The sequence below is a fragment of the Prosthecochloris sp. genome (assembly GCA_015482705.2).
In the GTDB taxonomy this organism is placed as follows: Bacteria; Bacteroidota; Chlorobiia; order Chlorobiales; family Chlorobiaceae; genus Prosthecochloris.
This window is the reverse complement of record JADMLA020000040.1, coordinates 19156-36123: the sequence shown is the minus strand read 5'-3', so window position 1 is coordinate 36123 and position 16968 is coordinate 19156. Positions and strand designations below refer to the sequence as shown.

General features: G+C 48.3%; 27 protein-coding genes and 1 tRNA gene. All 28 read right to left on the bottom strand.

The features are described from left to right. Nucleotides 1-1326 (bottom strand): preprotein translocase subunit SecY, encoded by a 1326-nt coding sequence (secY, locus tag QZ209_RS10220; RefSeq protein WP_294347580.1) that lies wholly within the window; start codon nt 1324-1326, stop codon nt 1-3. Between the two features lie 18 nt (nt 1327-1344). Continuing rightward, nucleotides 1345-1896 (bottom strand): 50S ribosomal protein L15, encoded by a 552-nt coding sequence (rplO, locus tag QZ209_RS10215; RefSeq protein ID WP_294347579.1) that lies wholly within the window; start codon nt 1894-1896, stop codon nt 1345-1347. Between the two features lie 37 nt (nt 1897-1933). After that, nucleotides 1934-2119 carry a 50S ribosomal protein L30 gene (rpmD, locus tag QZ209_RS10210; protein WP_294347577.1) on the bottom strand — a complete coding sequence of 62 codons (186 nt, stop codon included), beginning with the start codon at nt 2117-2119 and terminating at the stop codon, nt 1934-1936. A 16-nt stretch (nt 2120-2135) separates the two neighbouring features. After that, nucleotides 2136-2654 (bottom strand): 30S ribosomal protein S5, encoded by a 519-nt coding sequence (gene rpsE / locus QZ209_RS10205; RefSeq protein WP_110022518.1) that lies wholly within the window; start codon nt 2652-2654, stop codon nt 2136-2138. Nucleotides 2655-2675: 21 nt separating this feature from the next. Then, complete coding sequence (rplR, locus tag QZ209_RS10200; RefSeq protein ID WP_294347573.1) at nt 2676-3035, bottom strand: 50S ribosomal protein L18; 360 nt, start codon at nt 3033-3035, stop codon at nt 2676-2678. A gap of 52 nt (nt 3036-3087) precedes the next feature. Beyond that, the gene (rplF, locus tag QZ209_RS10195) at nt 3088-3627 is read right to left on the bottom strand and encodes a 50S ribosomal protein L6 (protein WP_294347571.1); all 540 of its coding nucleotides are present in this window, start codon (nt 3625-3627) and stop codon (nt 3088-3090) included. Between the two features lie 28 nt (nt 3628-3655). After that, complete coding sequence (gene rpsH, locus QZ209_RS10190) at nt 3656-4051, bottom strand: 30S ribosomal protein S8 (RefSeq protein WP_294347570.1); 396 nt, start codon at nt 4049-4051, stop codon at nt 3656-3658. A 62-nt stretch (nt 4052-4113) separates the two neighbouring features. Further along, complete coding sequence (rpsN, locus tag QZ209_RS10185; protein WP_294347568.1) at nt 4114-4383, bottom strand: 30S ribosomal protein S14; 270 nt, start codon at nt 4381-4383, stop codon at nt 4114-4116. A gap of 16 nt (nt 4384-4399) precedes the next feature. After that, nucleotides 4400-4990, bottom strand: coding sequence for a 50S ribosomal protein L5 (gene rplE / locus QZ209_RS10180; protein ID WP_294347566.1), 591 nt, complete (start codon nt 4988-4990; stop codon nt 4400-4402). A gap of 60 nt (nt 4991-5050) precedes the next feature. Then, complete coding sequence (gene rplX / locus QZ209_RS10175) at nt 5051-5293, bottom strand: 50S ribosomal protein L24 (protein ID WP_110022524.1); 243 nt, start codon at nt 5291-5293, stop codon at nt 5051-5053. 33 nt (nt 5294-5326) lie between these two features. Further along, nucleotides 5327-5399, bottom strand: a tRNA-Gly gene (locus QZ209_RS10170). A 17-nt stretch (nt 5400-5416) separates the two neighbouring features. Then, a complete protein-coding gene (gene rplN, locus QZ209_RS10165) occupies nt 5417-5785 on the bottom strand; it encodes a 50S ribosomal protein L14 (protein WP_110022525.1) in 369 nt (122 codons plus the stop codon). A 40-nt stretch (nt 5786-5825) separates the two neighbouring features. After that, entirely contained in the window at nt 5826-6095 is a 270-nt protein-coding gene (rpsQ, locus tag QZ209_RS10160; RefSeq protein WP_294347562.1) for a 30S ribosomal protein S17, read from the bottom strand. Nucleotides 6096-6149: 54 nt separating this feature from the next. After that, nucleotides 6150-6356 (bottom strand): 50S ribosomal protein L29, encoded by a 207-nt coding sequence (gene rpmC, locus QZ209_RS10155; RefSeq protein ID WP_294347560.1) that lies wholly within the window; start codon nt 6354-6356, stop codon nt 6150-6152. Between the two features lie 27 nt (nt 6357-6383). Continuing rightward, nucleotides 6384-6803, bottom strand: coding sequence for a 50S ribosomal protein L16 (gene rplP / locus QZ209_RS10150; RefSeq protein WP_294347559.1), 420 nt, complete (start codon nt 6801-6803; stop codon nt 6384-6386). A 91-nt stretch (nt 6804-6894) separates the two neighbouring features. Further along, a complete protein-coding gene (rpsC, locus tag QZ209_RS10145) occupies nt 6895-7656 on the bottom strand; it encodes a 30S ribosomal protein S3 (RefSeq protein WP_294347556.1) in 762 nt (253 codons plus the stop codon). A gap of 24 nt (nt 7657-7680) precedes the next feature. Next, nucleotides 7681-8031, bottom strand: a complete 351-nt coding sequence (rplV, locus tag QZ209_RS10140; RefSeq protein ID WP_265371884.1) for a 50S ribosomal protein L22 — start codon at nt 8029-8031, stop codon at nt 7681-7683. Between the two features lie 29 nt (nt 8032-8060). Beyond that, nucleotides 8061-8357 carry a 30S ribosomal protein S19 gene (rpsS, locus tag QZ209_RS10135; RefSeq protein WP_110022531.1) on the bottom strand — a complete coding sequence of 99 codons (297 nt, stop codon included), beginning with the start codon at nt 8355-8357 and terminating at the stop codon, nt 8061-8063. Nucleotides 8358-8389: 32 nt separating this feature from the next. After that, complete coding sequence (gene rplB, locus QZ209_RS10130) at nt 8390-9229, bottom strand: 50S ribosomal protein L2 (protein WP_294347550.1); 840 nt, start codon at nt 9227-9229, stop codon at nt 8390-8392. A 20-nt stretch (nt 9230-9249) separates the two neighbouring features. Continuing rightward, a complete protein-coding gene (rplW, locus tag QZ209_RS10125; protein WP_294347549.1) occupies nt 9250-9573 on the bottom strand; it encodes a 50S ribosomal protein L23 in 324 nt (107 codons plus the stop codon). 30 nt (nt 9574-9603) lie between these two features. Further along, nucleotides 9604-10230: a 50S ribosomal protein L4 gene (gene rplD, locus QZ209_RS10120; RefSeq protein WP_294347547.1), complete on the bottom strand. Its 627-nt coding sequence runs from the start codon at nt 10228-10230 to the stop codon at nt 9604-9606. 20 nt (nt 10231-10250) lie between these two features. Further along, complete coding sequence (rplC, locus tag QZ209_RS10115) at nt 10251-10880, bottom strand: 50S ribosomal protein L3 (protein ID WP_294347545.1); 630 nt, start codon at nt 10878-10880, stop codon at nt 10251-10253. Between the two features lie 24 nt (nt 10881-10904). Next, nucleotides 10905-11216 (bottom strand): 30S ribosomal protein S10, encoded by a 312-nt coding sequence (gene rpsJ, locus QZ209_RS10110; RefSeq protein WP_110022536.1) that lies wholly within the window; start codon nt 11214-11216, stop codon nt 10905-10907. 82 nt (nt 11217-11298) lie between these two features. Further along, nucleotides 11299-12480: an elongation factor Tu gene (gene tuf / locus QZ209_RS10105; protein ID WP_294347542.1), complete on the bottom strand. Its 1182-nt coding sequence runs from the start codon at nt 12478-12480 to the stop codon at nt 11299-11301. Between the two features lie 77 nt (nt 12481-12557). Further along, on the bottom strand, nt 12558-14669 hold the full coding sequence (gene fusA, locus QZ209_RS10100; RefSeq protein ID WP_294347540.1) for an elongation factor G: 2112 nt from the start codon (nt 14667-14669) through the stop codon (nt 12558-12560). Nucleotides 14670-14708: 39 nt separating this feature from the next. After that, nucleotides 14709-15176 carry a 30S ribosomal protein S7 gene (gene rpsG / locus QZ209_RS10095; RefSeq protein WP_294347538.1) on the bottom strand — a complete coding sequence of 156 codons (468 nt, stop codon included), beginning with the start codon at nt 15174-15176 and terminating at the stop codon, nt 14709-14711. A gap of 29 nt (nt 15177-15205) precedes the next feature. Next, complete coding sequence (rpsL, locus tag QZ209_RS10090; RefSeq protein ID WP_110022540.1) at nt 15206-15592, bottom strand: 30S ribosomal protein S12; 387 nt, start codon at nt 15590-15592, stop codon at nt 15206-15208. 168 nt (nt 15593-15760) lie between these two features. Further along, on the bottom strand, nt 15761-16960 hold the full coding sequence (locus QZ209_RS10085; protein WP_294347535.1) for a hypothetical protein: 1200 nt from the start codon (nt 16958-16960) through the stop codon (nt 15761-15763). Nucleotides 16961-16968 lie beyond the last annotated feature (8 nt).

The following is a 16968-nucleotide window of genomic DNA, read 5'->3' as shown; positions in this document are numbered from 1 at the left end:
TCATCTGCGGCCACGAACTTTACCCGATTTCATAAAACCGTCATAATGGCGCATCAGCAAGTGACTTTCGATCTGCTGAAGCGTATCGAGTCCGACACCGACAATAATCAGTAGGCTTGTCCCACCGAAAAACTGTGCAAATCCCGGAGTCACATTAGCGAATTTTGTGAGAAACGTAGGCAGAACCGCGATGAACGCCAGCGATATGGCTCCAGGAAGCGTTATCCTGGTTAAAATGTTATCTATGAAATCAGCGGTGCTCTTGCCCGGGCGCACTCCGGGGATGAAACCACCCTGTCTGCGCATCGTATCGGCCACTTCTTTCGGGTTGAACGCAATAGCTGTATAAAAGTACGTGAAGAAAACAATCATCGAACCGAACATGATCGCATACCACCAAGAATCGTAGGCAAACACATTGGCCACATTCTGCATAATCTCGCTTTCCGGAAAGAAAGAGAGAAACGTACTTGGCAGAAACATGATGGACTGGGCAAAAATAATCGGCATGACACCGGCGGTATTCACCCTCATCGGAATATACTGGGTTCCACCACCGTACATCTTTCTTCCAACGACTCTTTTTGCATGCTGTACGGGTATCCGCCTCGTTCCAACAGTCAAAACGACAACCGCGGCGACGATCAATACCATCAATGCGAGAATGACCGCTTCAACGATCCAGTTTTTGCTTCCAAGAGCAACAGACTGAAACTCGGCCACAAGCGACTGCGGAAAACGGGCGAGAATACCGATCATGATGATGAGAGATATGCCGTTACCTATCCCGCTTTCGGTAATTTTTTCACCGAGCCACATGACGAACAGTGTGCTTGCGGTGAGAATCAACACGGTAGAAAACATAAAGAAAAACCCTGGATCGGGAACGACGACCCTTCCGAAAGACGCCGGACTTGCAAGGCTTACACTGACACCCCAGGCCTGTAGCGAAGCCACTACCAAAGTCCCGTACCTGGTATATTGATTTATTTTCTGCCGGCCTTCTTCGCCTTCCTTCTGCAGCTTTTGAAAATATGGCGTTACAGCACCGAGCAGCTGAACGATAATGGCCGAAGAAATGTACGGCATGATTCCCAGAGAAAAGATCGATGCCCTGGCAAACGCTCCACCCACGAAGAGATCGAACAAGCCGAAGAGATCACTGGCATGGGTTTGTGACGCACCGGACACTGCAGCGGCATCAACACCTGGAAGCGTTATGTGTGATCCGATTCTGTAAATAAACAACAGCAGCAGCGTATAAAGAATCCGCTGCCGCAATTCGGGAATTTTATTGATATTCTGGAGGCTCTCAGTCAGCTTCATAAGTGATCAATGAGCGGTTCAGGACTTTTTTTCTTTCGTCTTTTTCACACGAGCCTTCGGCTTCATCAACGCTTCATCGAGCGAAAGCTCCTTGATCCTTTCAGCTTCAAGAAGAGTACGCGATGCAAGGGCAATGGAACCGCCTGCCTTGACAATCTTTTCTTCTGCGGACTTGCTGATAAAATGCGCTGTTATGTTTACCGGCGACTTCAGTTCTCCGTTTCCGAGAATCTTGAAGTAATCAGCCCGACTCGCACTACAGAGCTTCTTGAGATCCTCTATGGTGATCTTTTCAGCCGATACCTTCTCGTTTTCAATCCAGAGCGCAATCTGAGACAGGTTGACAGAAATAACGTTCTTTTTGTTTGGCTTGGTAAAGCCGAACTTCGGCAACCTTCTGTATATCGGCATCTGACCGCCTTCCGATATAGGGCGGGAATAACCGCTCCTCGACTGCTGCCCCTTGTTACCTTTTCCTGCCGTCGTCCCGTTTCCGGACCCCGGTCCCCTGCCGATTCTTTTCCTGTTCTTTACCGCACCTTTTGCAGGACGTAGTGAACTTAAATCCATTTTTCTTCAATCCCTGACTTGCAATTATTGAATACTCTTACTGCTCTTCGACTTTCACCAGATGTTGAACTACCCTTACCTGACCTCTTGTACAGGAATTGTCTGGCTTTTCAACCGAATAGTTCGGTCTACCAAGTCCCAGAGCCTTGATGGTAGCCTTCTGTTTTTTTGTACACCCAATCATGCTGCGTACCTGGGTGATGGTTATCTTTTTATCACTCATTATTCACACGCTCTGTTTAGCTTTCAAAAACCTCTTTCAAACTTTTTGAACGTCTTTCAGCGACATCATAGGCATCGGAAATACTTTCAAGCCCCCTGATTGCAGCTTTTACCACATTATGAGGATTGGACGAACCTAGCGATTTGGCTAGAATATCATGTATACCAGCCATTTCAAGCACGGCGCGAACCGCACCACCTGCGATCAAACCAGTACCCGGTGTAGCCGGCTTCATCATCACTTTGGCCGAACCGTATTTCGCCACTATCTGATGAGGTATGGTTCCCTTCACGATCGGAACCTTGATAACGTTTTTCTTTCCGTCTTCAACCCCTTTTGCGATTGCATCCTGAACCTCGTTCGCCTTGCCAAGCCCGTAACCGACATGCCCTTCCTTGTCGCCGACAACAACGATAGCATTGAAACCAAATCTCTTACCACCTTTAACAACTTTCGCGGTTCTGTTAATATGGACCAGCTTCTCTTTCAGGTTTAACTCACCAGGTCTGATATTTTTCGCAGTTTTCTTCGACATGAACACTTTCTTTGTATTGTTTTAAAAGACCAGTCCGGCTTCACGAGCACCTTCGGCCAGAGCTTGCACTCTGCCGTGATACCGAAATCCGTTACGGTCGAATACCACTTTTGCAATACCTTTCTCCATGGCTTTTTCGCCGATCTGTTTCCCGATTGCACGGCTGATATCGGTTTTCGACCCTTTCAGCTCTTTGTTCTCTTTCGACATGCTGGAAACAGACAGAAGGGTAGAACCATTACCGTCATCGACCAACTGTGCATAAATCTGCGACAAACTCCTGTATACGCAAAGTCTCGGCTTTTCAGCAGTTCCCTGCCCCCTGGCTTTACTGCGTTTTTTGATTTTCTGCCTGCGCGCAACTTTTACAACTTGTCCCATTTCTTTATCCTGAAAATTTTATTACCTGACAATTAACGTGCCTTTAACCTCTTTACTTACCGGCTGCTTTTCCTTCCTTACGACGAACAACCTCGTCAGAGTACTTGATTCCCTTACCACGATACGGCTCTGGCTTGCGGAACGAACGGATTTTAGCGGCAACCTGCCCGACAAGAGCTTTATCGATACCACTAACGACAATAGACGTCGGATCAGGACACTCGATAGCGATTCCTTCAGGTGCCTTGAAATATATCATATGCGAAAACCCGAGCGAAAGAGCGAGAAAATCACTTTTCTTTTCTGCACGAAAACCGACACCGTTGATAAGCAGTTTTTTTGTAAAACCGCTGGTAACGCCTTCGATCATGTTGTTCACAAGCATTCTGTACAAACCGTGCATTGCCCTGGAGCGCTTGCTATCGTCGATACGGGTAACGGCAACCTCCCCCTCTTTGATATCGACAACGATCTCAGGCACCATGTTCTGCTGCAGTGTACCTTTTGGGCCGGAAACCGTAATAACGTTATCTTTTATCTCGATCTTCGCCTGTTCTGCCAGCTTGACCGGCATTTTTCCAATTCTTGACATGATATCCCTAAACGCTTTGGCTTGTTAATTAAAGAATACGGAACAGGACTTCTCCACCGACACCCTGCTCTCTGGCCTCTTTATCGGTAATGATACCCTTCGAGGTCGAAACGATAAAAAGCCCAAGACCGCCCAGATACTTCTTCAGGTCTTTGCCGTTGTATACTCTTCTTCCCGGTTTGCTGACTCGGGTAATCTCCTTGATCGCAGGCGATCCGTCGCCTGAATACTTCAGCTCCACTCTGATAAACGGAAACTGCTCGGAAGTTATCACCGTGAAGTTTTTGATGTAGCCTTTTTCAACAAGCACTTTCGAAATATTTTCTTTGAGCTTGGAGTACGGAATATCCGTAGTTGTATTATGTGCATTCCCGGCGTTTCTGATACGGGTAATGTAGTCGGCTATTGAATCGGTTACAGGCATAGTACACTGTTAATTACTTTCAAAATAAACTCTTTTGCTGCACATCAGGGCGTATGAACGTGCTACCAGCTTGCTTTTCTTACCCCGGGCAATTTGCCTTCGAGAGCAAGCTTGCGAAACATCTGGCGACAGAGGCCAAACTTTTCATAGACACCACGTCCTCTTCCGGTCAGTACACAGCGGGTTCTGACCCTTGTTGGGGAGCTGTTTCTCGGAAGCTTGCAGAGAGCCTCGTAATCCCCGGCTTTTTTCAGTTCTTCACGCTTTGCGGCATATTTCTCTACGAGCGCTTTCCTCTTCTCGTTTCTTGCGATCACGCTTTTCTTTGCCATCTTTTCTCTTGATTGTTTAGTTGTTCTTTTTTCTAAACGGCATCCCAAGCTCGGAGAGCAGTGCAAATGCTTCTTCGTCAGTTTTCGCAGTTGTTACGAAACTGATATCCATACCCTGAATTCTCGGCACCTTATCAATATCGATTTCGGGAAATATGATCTGTTCCCTGACTCCAACCGTATAGTTTCCACGACCATCGAAGCTGGTTGTACTCAACCCCCGGAAATCACGAATCCTCGGAACGGCCAATGTAACAAACCTTTCCAGAAATTCATACATATATTTCTTTCTCAGTGTAACCCTGCAGCCGATAGCCTGTCCTTCACGGAGTTTGAAATTGGAAATGGCCTTTCTCGCTTTTCGAATCTGCGGCTTCTGGCCTGTTATCTGACCGAGCTCCTGAATAGCGGTCTCGAGAAGTTTCGGTTCTGCAGCAGCTTCTCCAACACCGATATTGATCGATATTTTGGAAAGCTTCGGAACCATCATGATATTTTTATACTTGAACCGCTCGACGAGTGCAGGAACAACTGTATCCTTGTATGTTGTTTCCAGGCGTGGTTTGACTGCTTCGGTGTTTTGCTGTGCTTCTGTTTTCTTTGCCATCTTCTGCTGTAACATTAATACAGGATGGTCTTGGTCATCCTGCGTTGATTCGAATACCGGTTAACTTTTCTTGACGTTCGATGCGTGAATCGGAAATTCACGTTCGATAATAGCCCCTTGAGGATGAGTCTGTGATGGACGAACATGACGTTTTCTGATATTCACTCCCTGAACGATCACCCTGTTTTTTTGGGGATACACCCTCAGTACTTTCCCTGTTTTCCCCTTGTCATTCCCTGCGATGACAACGACCGTGTCGTTTTTTTTGACATGCAGTTTAACCTGATTAATACCTGTTTTCATGTTTTATCCTGGAGATATTTTTCATAAAACCCGAGCGGGAGACGGGACTCGAACCCGCGACCAACAGCTTGGAAGGCTGTGACTCTACCAGCTGAGTTACTCCCGCTTGAACATCGCAGACCCTTACAGTACTTCAGGGGCCAGCGAAACAATCTTCATATACTTTCTGTCTCTGAGTTCCCGTGCGACAGGTCCGAAAATACGTGTTCCACGAGGTTCACCCTGTGCATTGAGCAGCACAACGGCATTTTCGTCGAAACGAATATATGAACCGTCTTTTCTTCTCTGTTCTTTGGCACAACGTACCACAACAGCCTTGGACACCTCTTTTTTCTTGACAACACCTCCAGGAACCGCTGCTTTCACGGTAACCATGATCTGATCTCCAAGACCGGCGTAACGTCTGCCTGTACCGCCGAACACATGTATGCATCGAACTTTTTTAGCGCCGCTGTTATCGGCCACAACCAGATTTGTCTCTTTCTGGATCATCCTACTTCAACCTTTATTAAAATGAAATTGGAAACCAAGCTTATTTTGCTTTTTCAACCACTTCGACCAACCGGCAGCTCTTTTTCTTACTGAGCGGCCTGCACTCCATCACTTTGACAATATCACCCACTCCTGCCTCATTGTTCTGGTCATGAACCATAAGCCGTGTCGTCTTTTTGAAATATTTTTTATATACCGGATGCTGTACCCTTCTCTCGACGGCAATGATAATTGCCTTGTCCATCTTATCACTGACCACTTTGCCTACCCAGCTTTTCTTGCGACTTCTTTCTGCTGCACTTTTAGTCATTGCAGTTTCCTGATTTTAAGTTTCTCTCTTTTCTTTATCCTTTTTCCGAGCGCCTCAACCCTCACCGCTCTCCTGCTTGGCAAGCTGGCTCAAGCGAGTTTTCATTTTCGCGATGTCACGGCGTGAATTGCGAAATACCATTGGATTCTGTGGCGGCTCTATAGCTTTGTAAAACTTCAGATCGGCAAGCCTGTCTTCCAATTCCTTGATGCTGTCGACGAGCTCCTGACGGCCCATTGCTGCTATTTCCTGCTTTTTCATAATAAATTTCTCTGTCTGTTTAGCACATTAACCTTCGAGATCAGGTCTCACGATGAACTTTGTCTTGATCGGCAGTTTTTTAGCTGCAAGCCTGAATGCTTCTATAGCAATCTCCTGAGGCACACCATCAGCCTCGAACATGATTCTTCCGGGCTTGACAACTGCGACCCAAAACTCCGGAGTTCCCTTACCGGATCCCATACGGGTTTCCGCAGCCTTTTTGGTAACCGGCTTGTCCGGAAAAATCCTGATCCAGATCTTTCCATCCCTCTTCATATACCTGTTCATAGCAACACGGGCAGCTTCTATCTGACGGCTGGTAATCCATGCAGGCTCAAGAGCTTTCAATCCATATGAACCAAACGTGATGGTTGTTCCGCGTCCCGCATTTCCCTTCATTCTGCCACGCTGAACTTTTCTATGCTTAACTCTCTTCGGCATCAACATACCGGCAACTCCAATTCTTTTTCTGATTGTAAAGTTCTTGTCGACACCACAGCCAAACCACTCTGTCGGGCGGTGCCTTTTTTTCTATGCTTCAGGCAGTTTTCTTCGGCCTGCGGCGCCTTCTGTTCCGGGAATCACGGCCTCCACCTCTCGGTCTCTGCTCGTTTCTGCGCTCCCTGATTTTCTTCATCTCCTCTTCTTCGACGGCATCGATTCTCTGGACAAGAACTTCGCCCTTGTATACCCATACTTTGATACCGATAGCGCCAGCAATCGTATGCGCTGTGACACTTGCATAATCAACATTCGCACGGAGCGTATGCAGCGGAATCTTGCCTTCCTTGTACTGTTCTGCACGTGCGATCTCGACACCCCCAAGTCTGCCTGCACATCGGATGCGGATACCTTCTGCACCCGCTCTCATGGCCTGCTGGATCGCCTGTTTCATGGCACGGCGGAAAGAGACCCTGTTCTCGAGCTGATACGCGATATTCTCGCCGATCAACTGGGCTTCGACTTCTGGCTTGACAACCTCGACAACATCTATTTTCACCTCTTTACCGGTAATGCGGCTCAACTCCTGTGAAAGGTTATTGATCTCCTCACCCTTTCTGCCGACAACCGCACCAGGCCGTGCTGCAAAAATATTTATTTTGATATGCTTTGTCGTGCGCTCGATAACGATTCTGGCGACACCCGCACGCTCTTTCTTGAGACGTGCACTGACATAGTTCCGAATAACCTGGTCCTGCTTGAGTTTCTCGGCAATTACCGGCCCATCATCATACCATCTCGATGTCCAGTCCTTGATAATCCCTAATCTGAATCCAGTAGGATGAACTTTCTGACCCAATGTTAGCTCCTTGTTGTTTATTTATTATACTGGATTAACCTTATCCACGACGATCGTCAGATGATTCGAACGCTTGCGAATTCTGTACGCACGACCCATCGGAGCCGGAAGCATGCGTTTCATGGTCGGTCCCTCATCGACAAAAATCTCTTTGATAAACAAGTCGTTATCACCAGCCCTTTCATCAGGGTTTTTCTGGGTGTAGTTTGCAACCGCGGACTTGAGTGTCTGCATTACGTTGCGGGATGCTGCCTTTGTCGAGTTCATCAGAATTGCCTTTGCCTGGTCAACCTGCTTCCCGCGAACAAGACCCGCCACAATGCGCATTTTCCTCGGCGATGTCGGCGTATGCCGTAATACTGCTTTAGCTTGCATATCTCTTTAACCTTTCCGCGTTATTCTGTTTACTTTTTCCTGGGCGCTGATCCGCCTTTTTCAGATTTACCGCCTGCATGTCCACGGTATGTTCTCGTCGGAGCGAACTCACCCAACTTGTGTCCGACCATGTTTTCACTGACATAGACGGGAATATGTGTCTTACCGTTATGCACAGCTATGGTATGGCCGACAAAATCAGGTGAAATCATCGAGCTTCTTGACCAGGTTTTCACCACCTTCTTTTCACCCTTGCTGTTCATCTCGAGTATCCGCTTTTCAAGCTTGCTTTCGATAAACGGTCCTTTTTTAAGCGATCTTGGCATAGTTCTCTCTGCTTGTTTTTTTGCTTCGCTTCTTATTTCGACTTACGACCACGAACGATCAGCTTGCCTGAAGCTTTCTTTTTATTTCTGGTCTTCATACCCTTTGCAATCTGACCCCAGGGTGATTTCGGATGCTTACGCCCACCACCGGATTTCGACTTACCTTCACCACCACCCATCGGATGATCGACAGGGTTCATAGCCATGCCACGCGTTTGTGGCCTGACACCCAGCCAACGGCTTCTTCCTGCTTTTCCAAGCACTATATTTTCATGATCGGCATTACCGATACCGCCGATAGTGGCACGGCACTCGATGCGAACCTTGCGAATCTCGCCGGAAGGAAGCTTGAGCGTTGCATGGTCACCCTCTTTGGCCGCAAGCACGGCAAATGCCCCGGCAGAACGCACCATCTGACCACCTTTGCCTTTCTTCATCTCGATGTTATGCACATCGGTACCGAGAGGAATATTCTTCAACGGCATGGTGTTACCGACTTTCACCTCGACTTTTTCGCCACTCTGCAGTACATCCCCAACCCGCAATCCTTTGGGAGCGAGAATATAACGTTTTTCTCCATCCGTGTAATGCAAAAGCGCAATCCTCGATGAACGGTTCGGATCATACTCGATCGCAGCGACTTTTGCAGGAATGTTATCCTTGTTTCGCTTGAAATCGATGATACGGTAAAAACGCTTGTGCCCCCCACCTCTATGTCTCGAAGTAATACGGCCTGCACGGTTTCTGCCACCTGATTTTTTCAAGGGTGCAAGCAAACATTTTTCCGGCTTGCTCTTTGTAACCTCATCGAATCCCGAATACGAGAGATACCTCGATGCAGGTGTAACTGGGCTTAATTTCCTTATCGCCATTGTAAACTATTGTCTAACCTTTATTTGGATTTCTTTTCTTCTCCCTGGTCAGTCGAACCGGAATAATAATCGATTACCTGCCCCTCTTTGAGCGTAATAACAGCTTTTTTCCAGTCGTTTTTCTTGCCTGCGATCAGCCCTTTGCGGGTGTACTGCCTTTTGGACTTTCCCAAACAATTTGCGGTACGGACCGACTGGACCTCGACACCGAACTTTTCCTCTACCGCTCTCTTGATGTCTGTTTTATTGGCAGCAACCTTAACCTTGAAGGCATACTGGCCTGCCTGCTCTGTCAAACGAGTACTTTTTTCTGTGAGCCAGGGCTGCAATAACGGATTTCTCATAACCACCTCTTTTTTGCTGTCTCTGCTTTATTAACCCAGTGTTTCCTCTATCTTTTTCAGCGCAGCCTTCTGCATAAGCACCGTTTGGCTGTCAAGTATATCATACGTCGAAGCCTTGTCAGCAACAACGACATTCAGCTTAGGAATATTTCTTCCCGACTTGATGACAGTTTCGCTATGCTCCGGCATCAGCATCAGCGTTTTTTTGCTTTCGAGTCCGAGATTCTTGAGTATCTCCGCCATCTGCTTTGTCTTGATCTGATCGAAGACAAAATCCTCGACTACGACGATTCCACCGTCCTGCGCCTTGTTTGTCAATGCCGAACGGCGAGCCAGGCGTTTGACTTTTTTATTGATTTTCAAACCATAATCACGTGGTTCAGGCCCGAAAATCGATCCACCGCCAACCATCAGGGGTGAACGGGTCGAACCTTGCCTCGCGTGACCGGTACCTTTCTGCCTGTAAGGTTTTTTACCGCCGCCCCGAACTTCCGAGCGGGTTTTAACTTTATGCGTCCCCTGACGTCTGTTTGCCATGATGGACTTAACATCGAGATACATAGCATGCTCCGACACCTCTGTAGCGAACACACTGTCAGCAAGCGTAACGACCTCACCGGTTTCCGAGCCGCCTGTATTTAAAACTTTAAGTTCCATGCTTCCCTGCTAGTCACCATTTACTTTTTTGAAGAAACAATCTGTACATACGAGTTTTTAACGCCCGGAACAGCACCTTTTACAACCAGAAGATTAGACTCCGGTATCACCTTCATTATTTTCAATCCCTTTACTCTGACGGTTTTTCCGCCCATACGACCGGCCATTTTCGTACCCTTGAAGGTTCGTGATGGATCAGAAGCACCTCCGACCGAGCCTGGAGCACGAAGCCTGTCAGACTGACCGTGGGTTCTCGAACCACCGCCGAAATTATGTCGCTTGACCACACCGGCAAAACCTTTTCCCTTGGAAACGCCACGAACATCGACCGTCTCACCTTCACGGAACATCTCGACACTTACAGAACCACCCTCTTCGAGCTCGGCATCCATAAGTTCCTTTTCGAACTCGACGACCTTGTAGCCGGGCACGACGCCTGCTTTCGCATAGTGACCTCTCAATGGCTTGGAAACCTTAGCCTCTTTTCGTTCGCCAATGCTCAGCTGATATGCTTCATAACCGTCTTTGACGGCAGTTTTAACCTGTGACACAAAACAGGGCCCAGCCTGGATAACCGTACATGGAACCGCTTCGCGGTTTTCATCATATATGCTGGTCATGCCTATTTTTTTACCAAGAATCGCAGCCATTTCCGATTTGCTTTTCAATTTTCATTAAGACTTAATTTCTACATCCACACCGCTTGGAAGCTCAAGCTTCATAAGCATATCAATCGTCTTGCCGGTCGGGTTGATTATTTCAATCAGCCTCTTGTGCGATGAAAAAGCAAACTGCTCTCTGGACTTCTTGTCTACATGCGGAGACCGGTTAACCGTATACACATGAGTTTTGGTCGGCAATGGGATAGGACCGAAGATGATAGCATCCGTCTGCTTCACCACATCGATAATCTTGACGGCCCATTTGTCCACCAGACTATGATCGTAGGATTTTAGCTTTATTCTGATCTTTTGCTGAACAGCCACTTGTCGTAATCCTCTTTCAATGTTTAGAATAAAAAAGGGGCGAGCTGCTACTTCCCGCCCCACTGCATACAGTATCCGTGCCTTATTCGATAATCTGGGTTACGGTACCGGCGCCTACGGTACGTCCACCTTCACGAATAGCGAACCTGAGGTTTTCATCCATGGCGATCGGAACGATAAGCTCGACTTCGATCGACAGATTGTCACCAGGCATAACCATCTCAACACCTTCCGGAAGCGTCACCGCACCGGTCACGTCAGTGGTTCTGAAATAGAACTGAGGACGGTAGTTGTTGAAGAACGGTGTATGACGGCCACCCTCTTCTTTCTTCAGAATATATACCTCAGCCTTGAATTTGGTATGAGGGGTGATCGTACCCGGCTTTGCCACAACCATACCGCGCTCGATCTCTTCTTTACCGACACCCCTGAAAAGGAGACCTGCGTTATCACCAGCCTGCCCTTCGTCAAGCGTTTTCTGGAACATTTCAACACCGGTAACAACCGTTTTCTTGGTAGGCTTGATACCGACAAGCTCAACTTCTTCGTTGATTTTGATAATACCGCTTTCGATACGACCGGTACCGACAGTACCGCGGCCAGATATGGAGAACACGTCTTCAACCGGCATCAGGAACGGCTTGTCAACATCACGAACCGGCTCTGGAATGTAGTTATCAACCGCATCCATAAGCTCGATGATAGCTTTTTCAGCTTCCGCATCACCCTCGAGCGCTTTCAACGCCGAACCTTTGATAATCGGAATATCGTCACCAGGGAAATCATACTCGGAAAGAAGCTCACGAAGCTCGAGTTCGACAAGCTCGAGAAGCTCTGGATCGGCGATATCGACTTTATTCAGGAACACAACAAGTGCAGGAACGTTCACCTGACGAGCAAGCAGAATGTGCTCACGAGTCTGAGGCATCGGGCCGTCAGTACCCGCAACGACGAGGATCGCACCGTCCATCTGAGCCGCACCGGTAATCATATTTTTGATATAGTCAGCGTGACCAGGACAGTCGATATGCGCATAATGACGCTTTTCAGTCTGGTACTCGACATGAGCTGTTGAAATGGTAATACCACGCTCTCTTTCCTCAGGAGCCTTATCGATATCACCGAACTCACGCTGTGCCGCCATACCCTGTTTTGCCAGCACTGATGTAATCGCCGCCGTGAGCGTAGTTTTTCCATGATCGACGTGACCGATGGTACCAATATTCACATGGGGCTTATCCCTTTTGTAGGCCTCTTTTGCCATATCTTTCTCCCTCTATCGATTAACTGTTGTTATTACTCAAAAAAAATAAATGTATACGACATAACACTTCGCAATTATCAAGCTTCACCCGCAACCTTCTTCTCCTGAAGAGTTTCAGCAATATTTCTCGGCACCTCGTTATAACACTCGAACTCCATCGTATAATTCGCCCTCCCCTGAGTCATCGAACGAAGAACGGTAGAATACCCGAACATCTCGGAAAGCGGCACCTTTGCTTTCACAAATTGAGCACCTGCACGCTCACCCATACCCTCGATATGCCCTCTGCGACTCGATAGATCGCCCATCACGTCACCCAAGTACTCTTCCGGCGTAATAACCTCAACCTTCATGATCGGCTCGAGCAGAACAGGATTGGCTTTTCTTGCAGCACCCTTGAAACCGATCGACCCCGCAATCTTGAAGGCCATTTCAGATGAGTCAACCTCATGGTATTTACCATCGAACAGAGTCACCTTGACATCCTGCACCGGATACCCGGCAACGACACCATCCTTCATGGCATCCTGAATACCGGCCGATACCGCAGGAATATACTCTCTGGGGATGGCCCCACCCTTGACCTGATCGACAAATTCGAATCCTTCCCCTTCTTCGAGGGGCTCCAGTTTTATATTGACCAGACCGAACTGACCCTTACCACCCGACTGCCGAACGAACTTCCCTTCATGCTCGACCGAACCACGGATCGTTTCACGATAAGCGACCTGCGGCTGACCGATGTTGGCCTCGACCTTGAATTCACGTTTCAGCCTGTCGACCAGCACTTCGAGATGCAGCTCACCCATACCGGCTATAAGCGTTTGCCCTGTCTCTTCATCCGACGACACCCTGAATGTCGGATCTTCTTCAGCGAGCTTGGCAAGAGAAACCCCCAACTTATCCGAATCGGCTTTTGTTTTCGGCTCGATCGCAATCTGAATAACCGGCTCGGGAAACACCATTTTCTCGAGAACGATAGGCTTGCTTTCATCACAAAGCGTATCGCCTGTCTTGACATCTTTCAATCCAACCGCCGCGGCGATATCACCCGCGTACACGGCATCCCGCTCTTCCCTCTTGTTGGAATGCATCTGCATCAACCTGCCGATGCGCTCCTTCTTGCCAGTCACCGTATTCAACACATAACTGCCGGCTTTGAGTACACCTGAATACACCCTGAAGAAGGTCAATTTACCAACGAACGGATCGGTTGCGATCTTGAAGGCAAGACCGGCAAACGGATCTTCGTCTTTCGGCTCACGACTGATTTCCTGATCGGTTGAAGGATGATGCCCGCTCACCGCCCCGACATCGACCGGGGAAGGAAGATACTCTATGACAGCATCGAGCATAAACTGGACACCCTTATTCTTGAACGATGAACCGCATAGAGCAGGAATGATCGTCCCGTCGAGAGTTGCCTGACGCAGAACTCTGCGAACCTCATCTTCGGTAATTTCTTCGCCTTCGAGATATTTTTCGAGAAGCGTTTCATCGAGCTCGGACACAGCCTCGAGCATATTGATCCGCCAGTGCTTGGATTCGCTCTCGAGATCATGAGGTATCTCGACCTCTTCATAAGTACTACCGTCTTCCTTGTCGTAGATAATACCCTTCATACGGATCAGATCGACAACACCTGCAAACATCTCACCCTGCCCGATCGGAATCTGAATCGGAACCGGATTCGCCCCGAGACGTTCCCTGATCGCCTTGACAGCATCGAAAAAGTTCGCGCCGACACGATCCATTTTGTTGACGTACGCGACCCTCGGCACATTGTATTTATTCGCCTGGCGCCAGACCGTTTCCGACTGCGGCTCGACGCCACCGACAGCACAGAACAAGGCAACCGCACCGTCAAGCACTCTCAGCGAACGCTCAACCTCGACAGTAAAATCAACATGACCAGGAGTATCGATAATATTGATGCGATGCTTCACATCTTCGAAATTCCCGATCTTCGGCTCCCAGAAACAGGTAGTCGCAGCCGAAGTAATAGTAATACCGCGCTCCTTTTCCTGTTCCATCCAATCCATGGTAGCACCGCCGTCATGAACCTCACCCATCCTATGGAGCCGCCCGGTGTAATATAAAATCCGCTCTGTCGTCGTCGTTTTCCCGGCATCAATATGGGCCATGATACCGATATTCCTAACATTCGCTAAACCTACTTGCCGTGCCATGGTTTGAATTTTACGCCCGTGTTAATAGTTGTTAGTTTTTTAAAACCTGAAATGTGCAAAAGCCTTGTTTGCATCCGCCATACGATGCACCTCATCCCTCTTTTTCACCGAAGCACCCTGCTCACCCGCAGCATCCATCAACTCGGCCGCAAGCTTTTCAGCCATGGTGCGCCCACCCCTGCGAGCGGAAAACTGCTTGATCCAGCGGAACGCCAAAGCCTCCCTTCTCGAAGGCTGGACCTCCATAGGAATCTGGTAGGTTGCCCCACCCACCCTTTTGCTGCGCACTTCTACAAGCGGCGCAACATTGGACAAGGCACGACGAAACACCTCGAGCGGCTCCTCATCCTTCATTTTTTCCGCGATAATATCCATTGCGCCATACACTATTTTCGCCGCAACATTTTTTTTACCGTCAAGCATAATCGCATTTATCAACCTCGACACACTCTCATCGCCATAACGCAGATCAGGCTTAACACCGCTGTATACAACTTTCTTACCCATAGTAGACGTCAGTAATTAAAGGATTCGATTTACTTGGCAGCACCATCTTTCGGCCGCTTGGCACCATACTTTGAACGCGCATTCCTGCGATCGGCAACACCGGAAGTATCCAGCGACCCCCTCACAATATGATAACGCACACCCGGAAGATCCTTGACTCTCCCACCACGGATCAACACAATCGAGTGCTCCTGAAGATTATGACCCTCACCCGGAATGTAGGCCGTCACCTCAATCTTGTTGGACAACCTCACACGAGCAACCTTTCTGAGCGCGGAGTTAGGCTTTTTCGGCGTCGTAGTGTAGACACGGGTACAAACCCCCCGCTTTTGCGGACACTTTTCGAGAGCCGGTGACGCTGTTTTCGACGCCTTGGTTTTTCTACCGCGTCTGATAAGCTGCTGAATCGTCGGCATAGCTGTAAATTCTTTTCTATTCTATTGGTTAAACGCAGACGTTCAAAGTCTGAATCGATCATAAAATCCATAAGGACCACCAAGGTAAAATATTTTTGTATTAAATACAAAAACAGAACCCACATTTTTTATAGCTTTGTCGAGAAATATTTTCCGTTGTCATTCCTGCTACACCATGGGAAGCCTTGTCGCCATCTCTCCGAGAAAGTCCTTCATTGACGAATGAAAACGGTAATCGCCGACGGCAGTGTCGGAAACAGTCGGGAGCTGTCCGGTAAGCCAGAGGGAAAAGGTGTCCTGCAGAAAATCGACGACACTGTCTACCCGCTCGATAGAAGCCGTTCTCCCACCCGCCTCATGAATGACTTCTTTTGCGAGGCCGTCGGGAAGCAGGCCTCCGAGCGATGTCTTCATTCCCATGATATCATAGAGGCGTTCCGGCACGAAAAGTTCATGCCCATCGGTTTTGCCAAGCACAACACAGTAGAGGTCCGCACGCATACAGAGTTCCAGTTCATCACCGTGCGAACAAACCGGACCTGTCTCGACAAAATCTTCGAGCCTGTATTTTCTCACGTATCGCCTGACCTTTTCATATCCGGAGCCGGTAAAAGCAATCGAAAATAAGCCTTTTACCCCCTCTTGCGATTCGACAAAAGCCGATAGGCCGGAAAAGAATTTTTTCAGATCCTTTCCCTCTGTCCTTTCGATATGAAACACACAGAGAATCGGTGCATCTGCCCGTTCTTCATGCGCTGTCACACAAAAACGCTCGGCATCATAACCGTTCCTGACTATGGAAATATCTTCGTGAGAAAGTTTTTCCCGGTATTTCCGAAGAAAAAACTCTTTCATCACCCTCGACGGCATGGCGACACAATGACCGGAGTGCAGGATACTCATATCCTGTTTATCAACGTCAAAAGAGGTAGTACAGTCGAACAGTACCGGAACATGATAGTTTGCGGAAAGCTCGAGGGCCAAGCGATGTGGAGCGAGCGGAGGGGCTTGGGCATAGATCATCTCAATATCAGAATCTTCTTGCAGCAGCTTTTCCGCAACCACGGCAGCGTTTCTTTCCCAGTTGTTTTCTCCTATATCGTGTTTTGATCGAGGAACCCCTGTTTTCCGAAAAAAACGCTTTTTGAGCGGTAGTCCATGTACCAGCCTGAACAACTGCTCTGGCGCCATTTCTTCTGCTGAATAGGTATGCCCAACATAGTGAACCCTGAACGGCAACCGCTCAGCCTGTGCTCCTGAAACCTCATGGTAGGCAATCACCACCGGCTCCCACCCAAGTGCAGGAAAAGACCTAGCGAACTTGAAGGCGCGTGACGAGCCTTCAGTCATCATCGGGGGAAAGTTCATGCACAAAA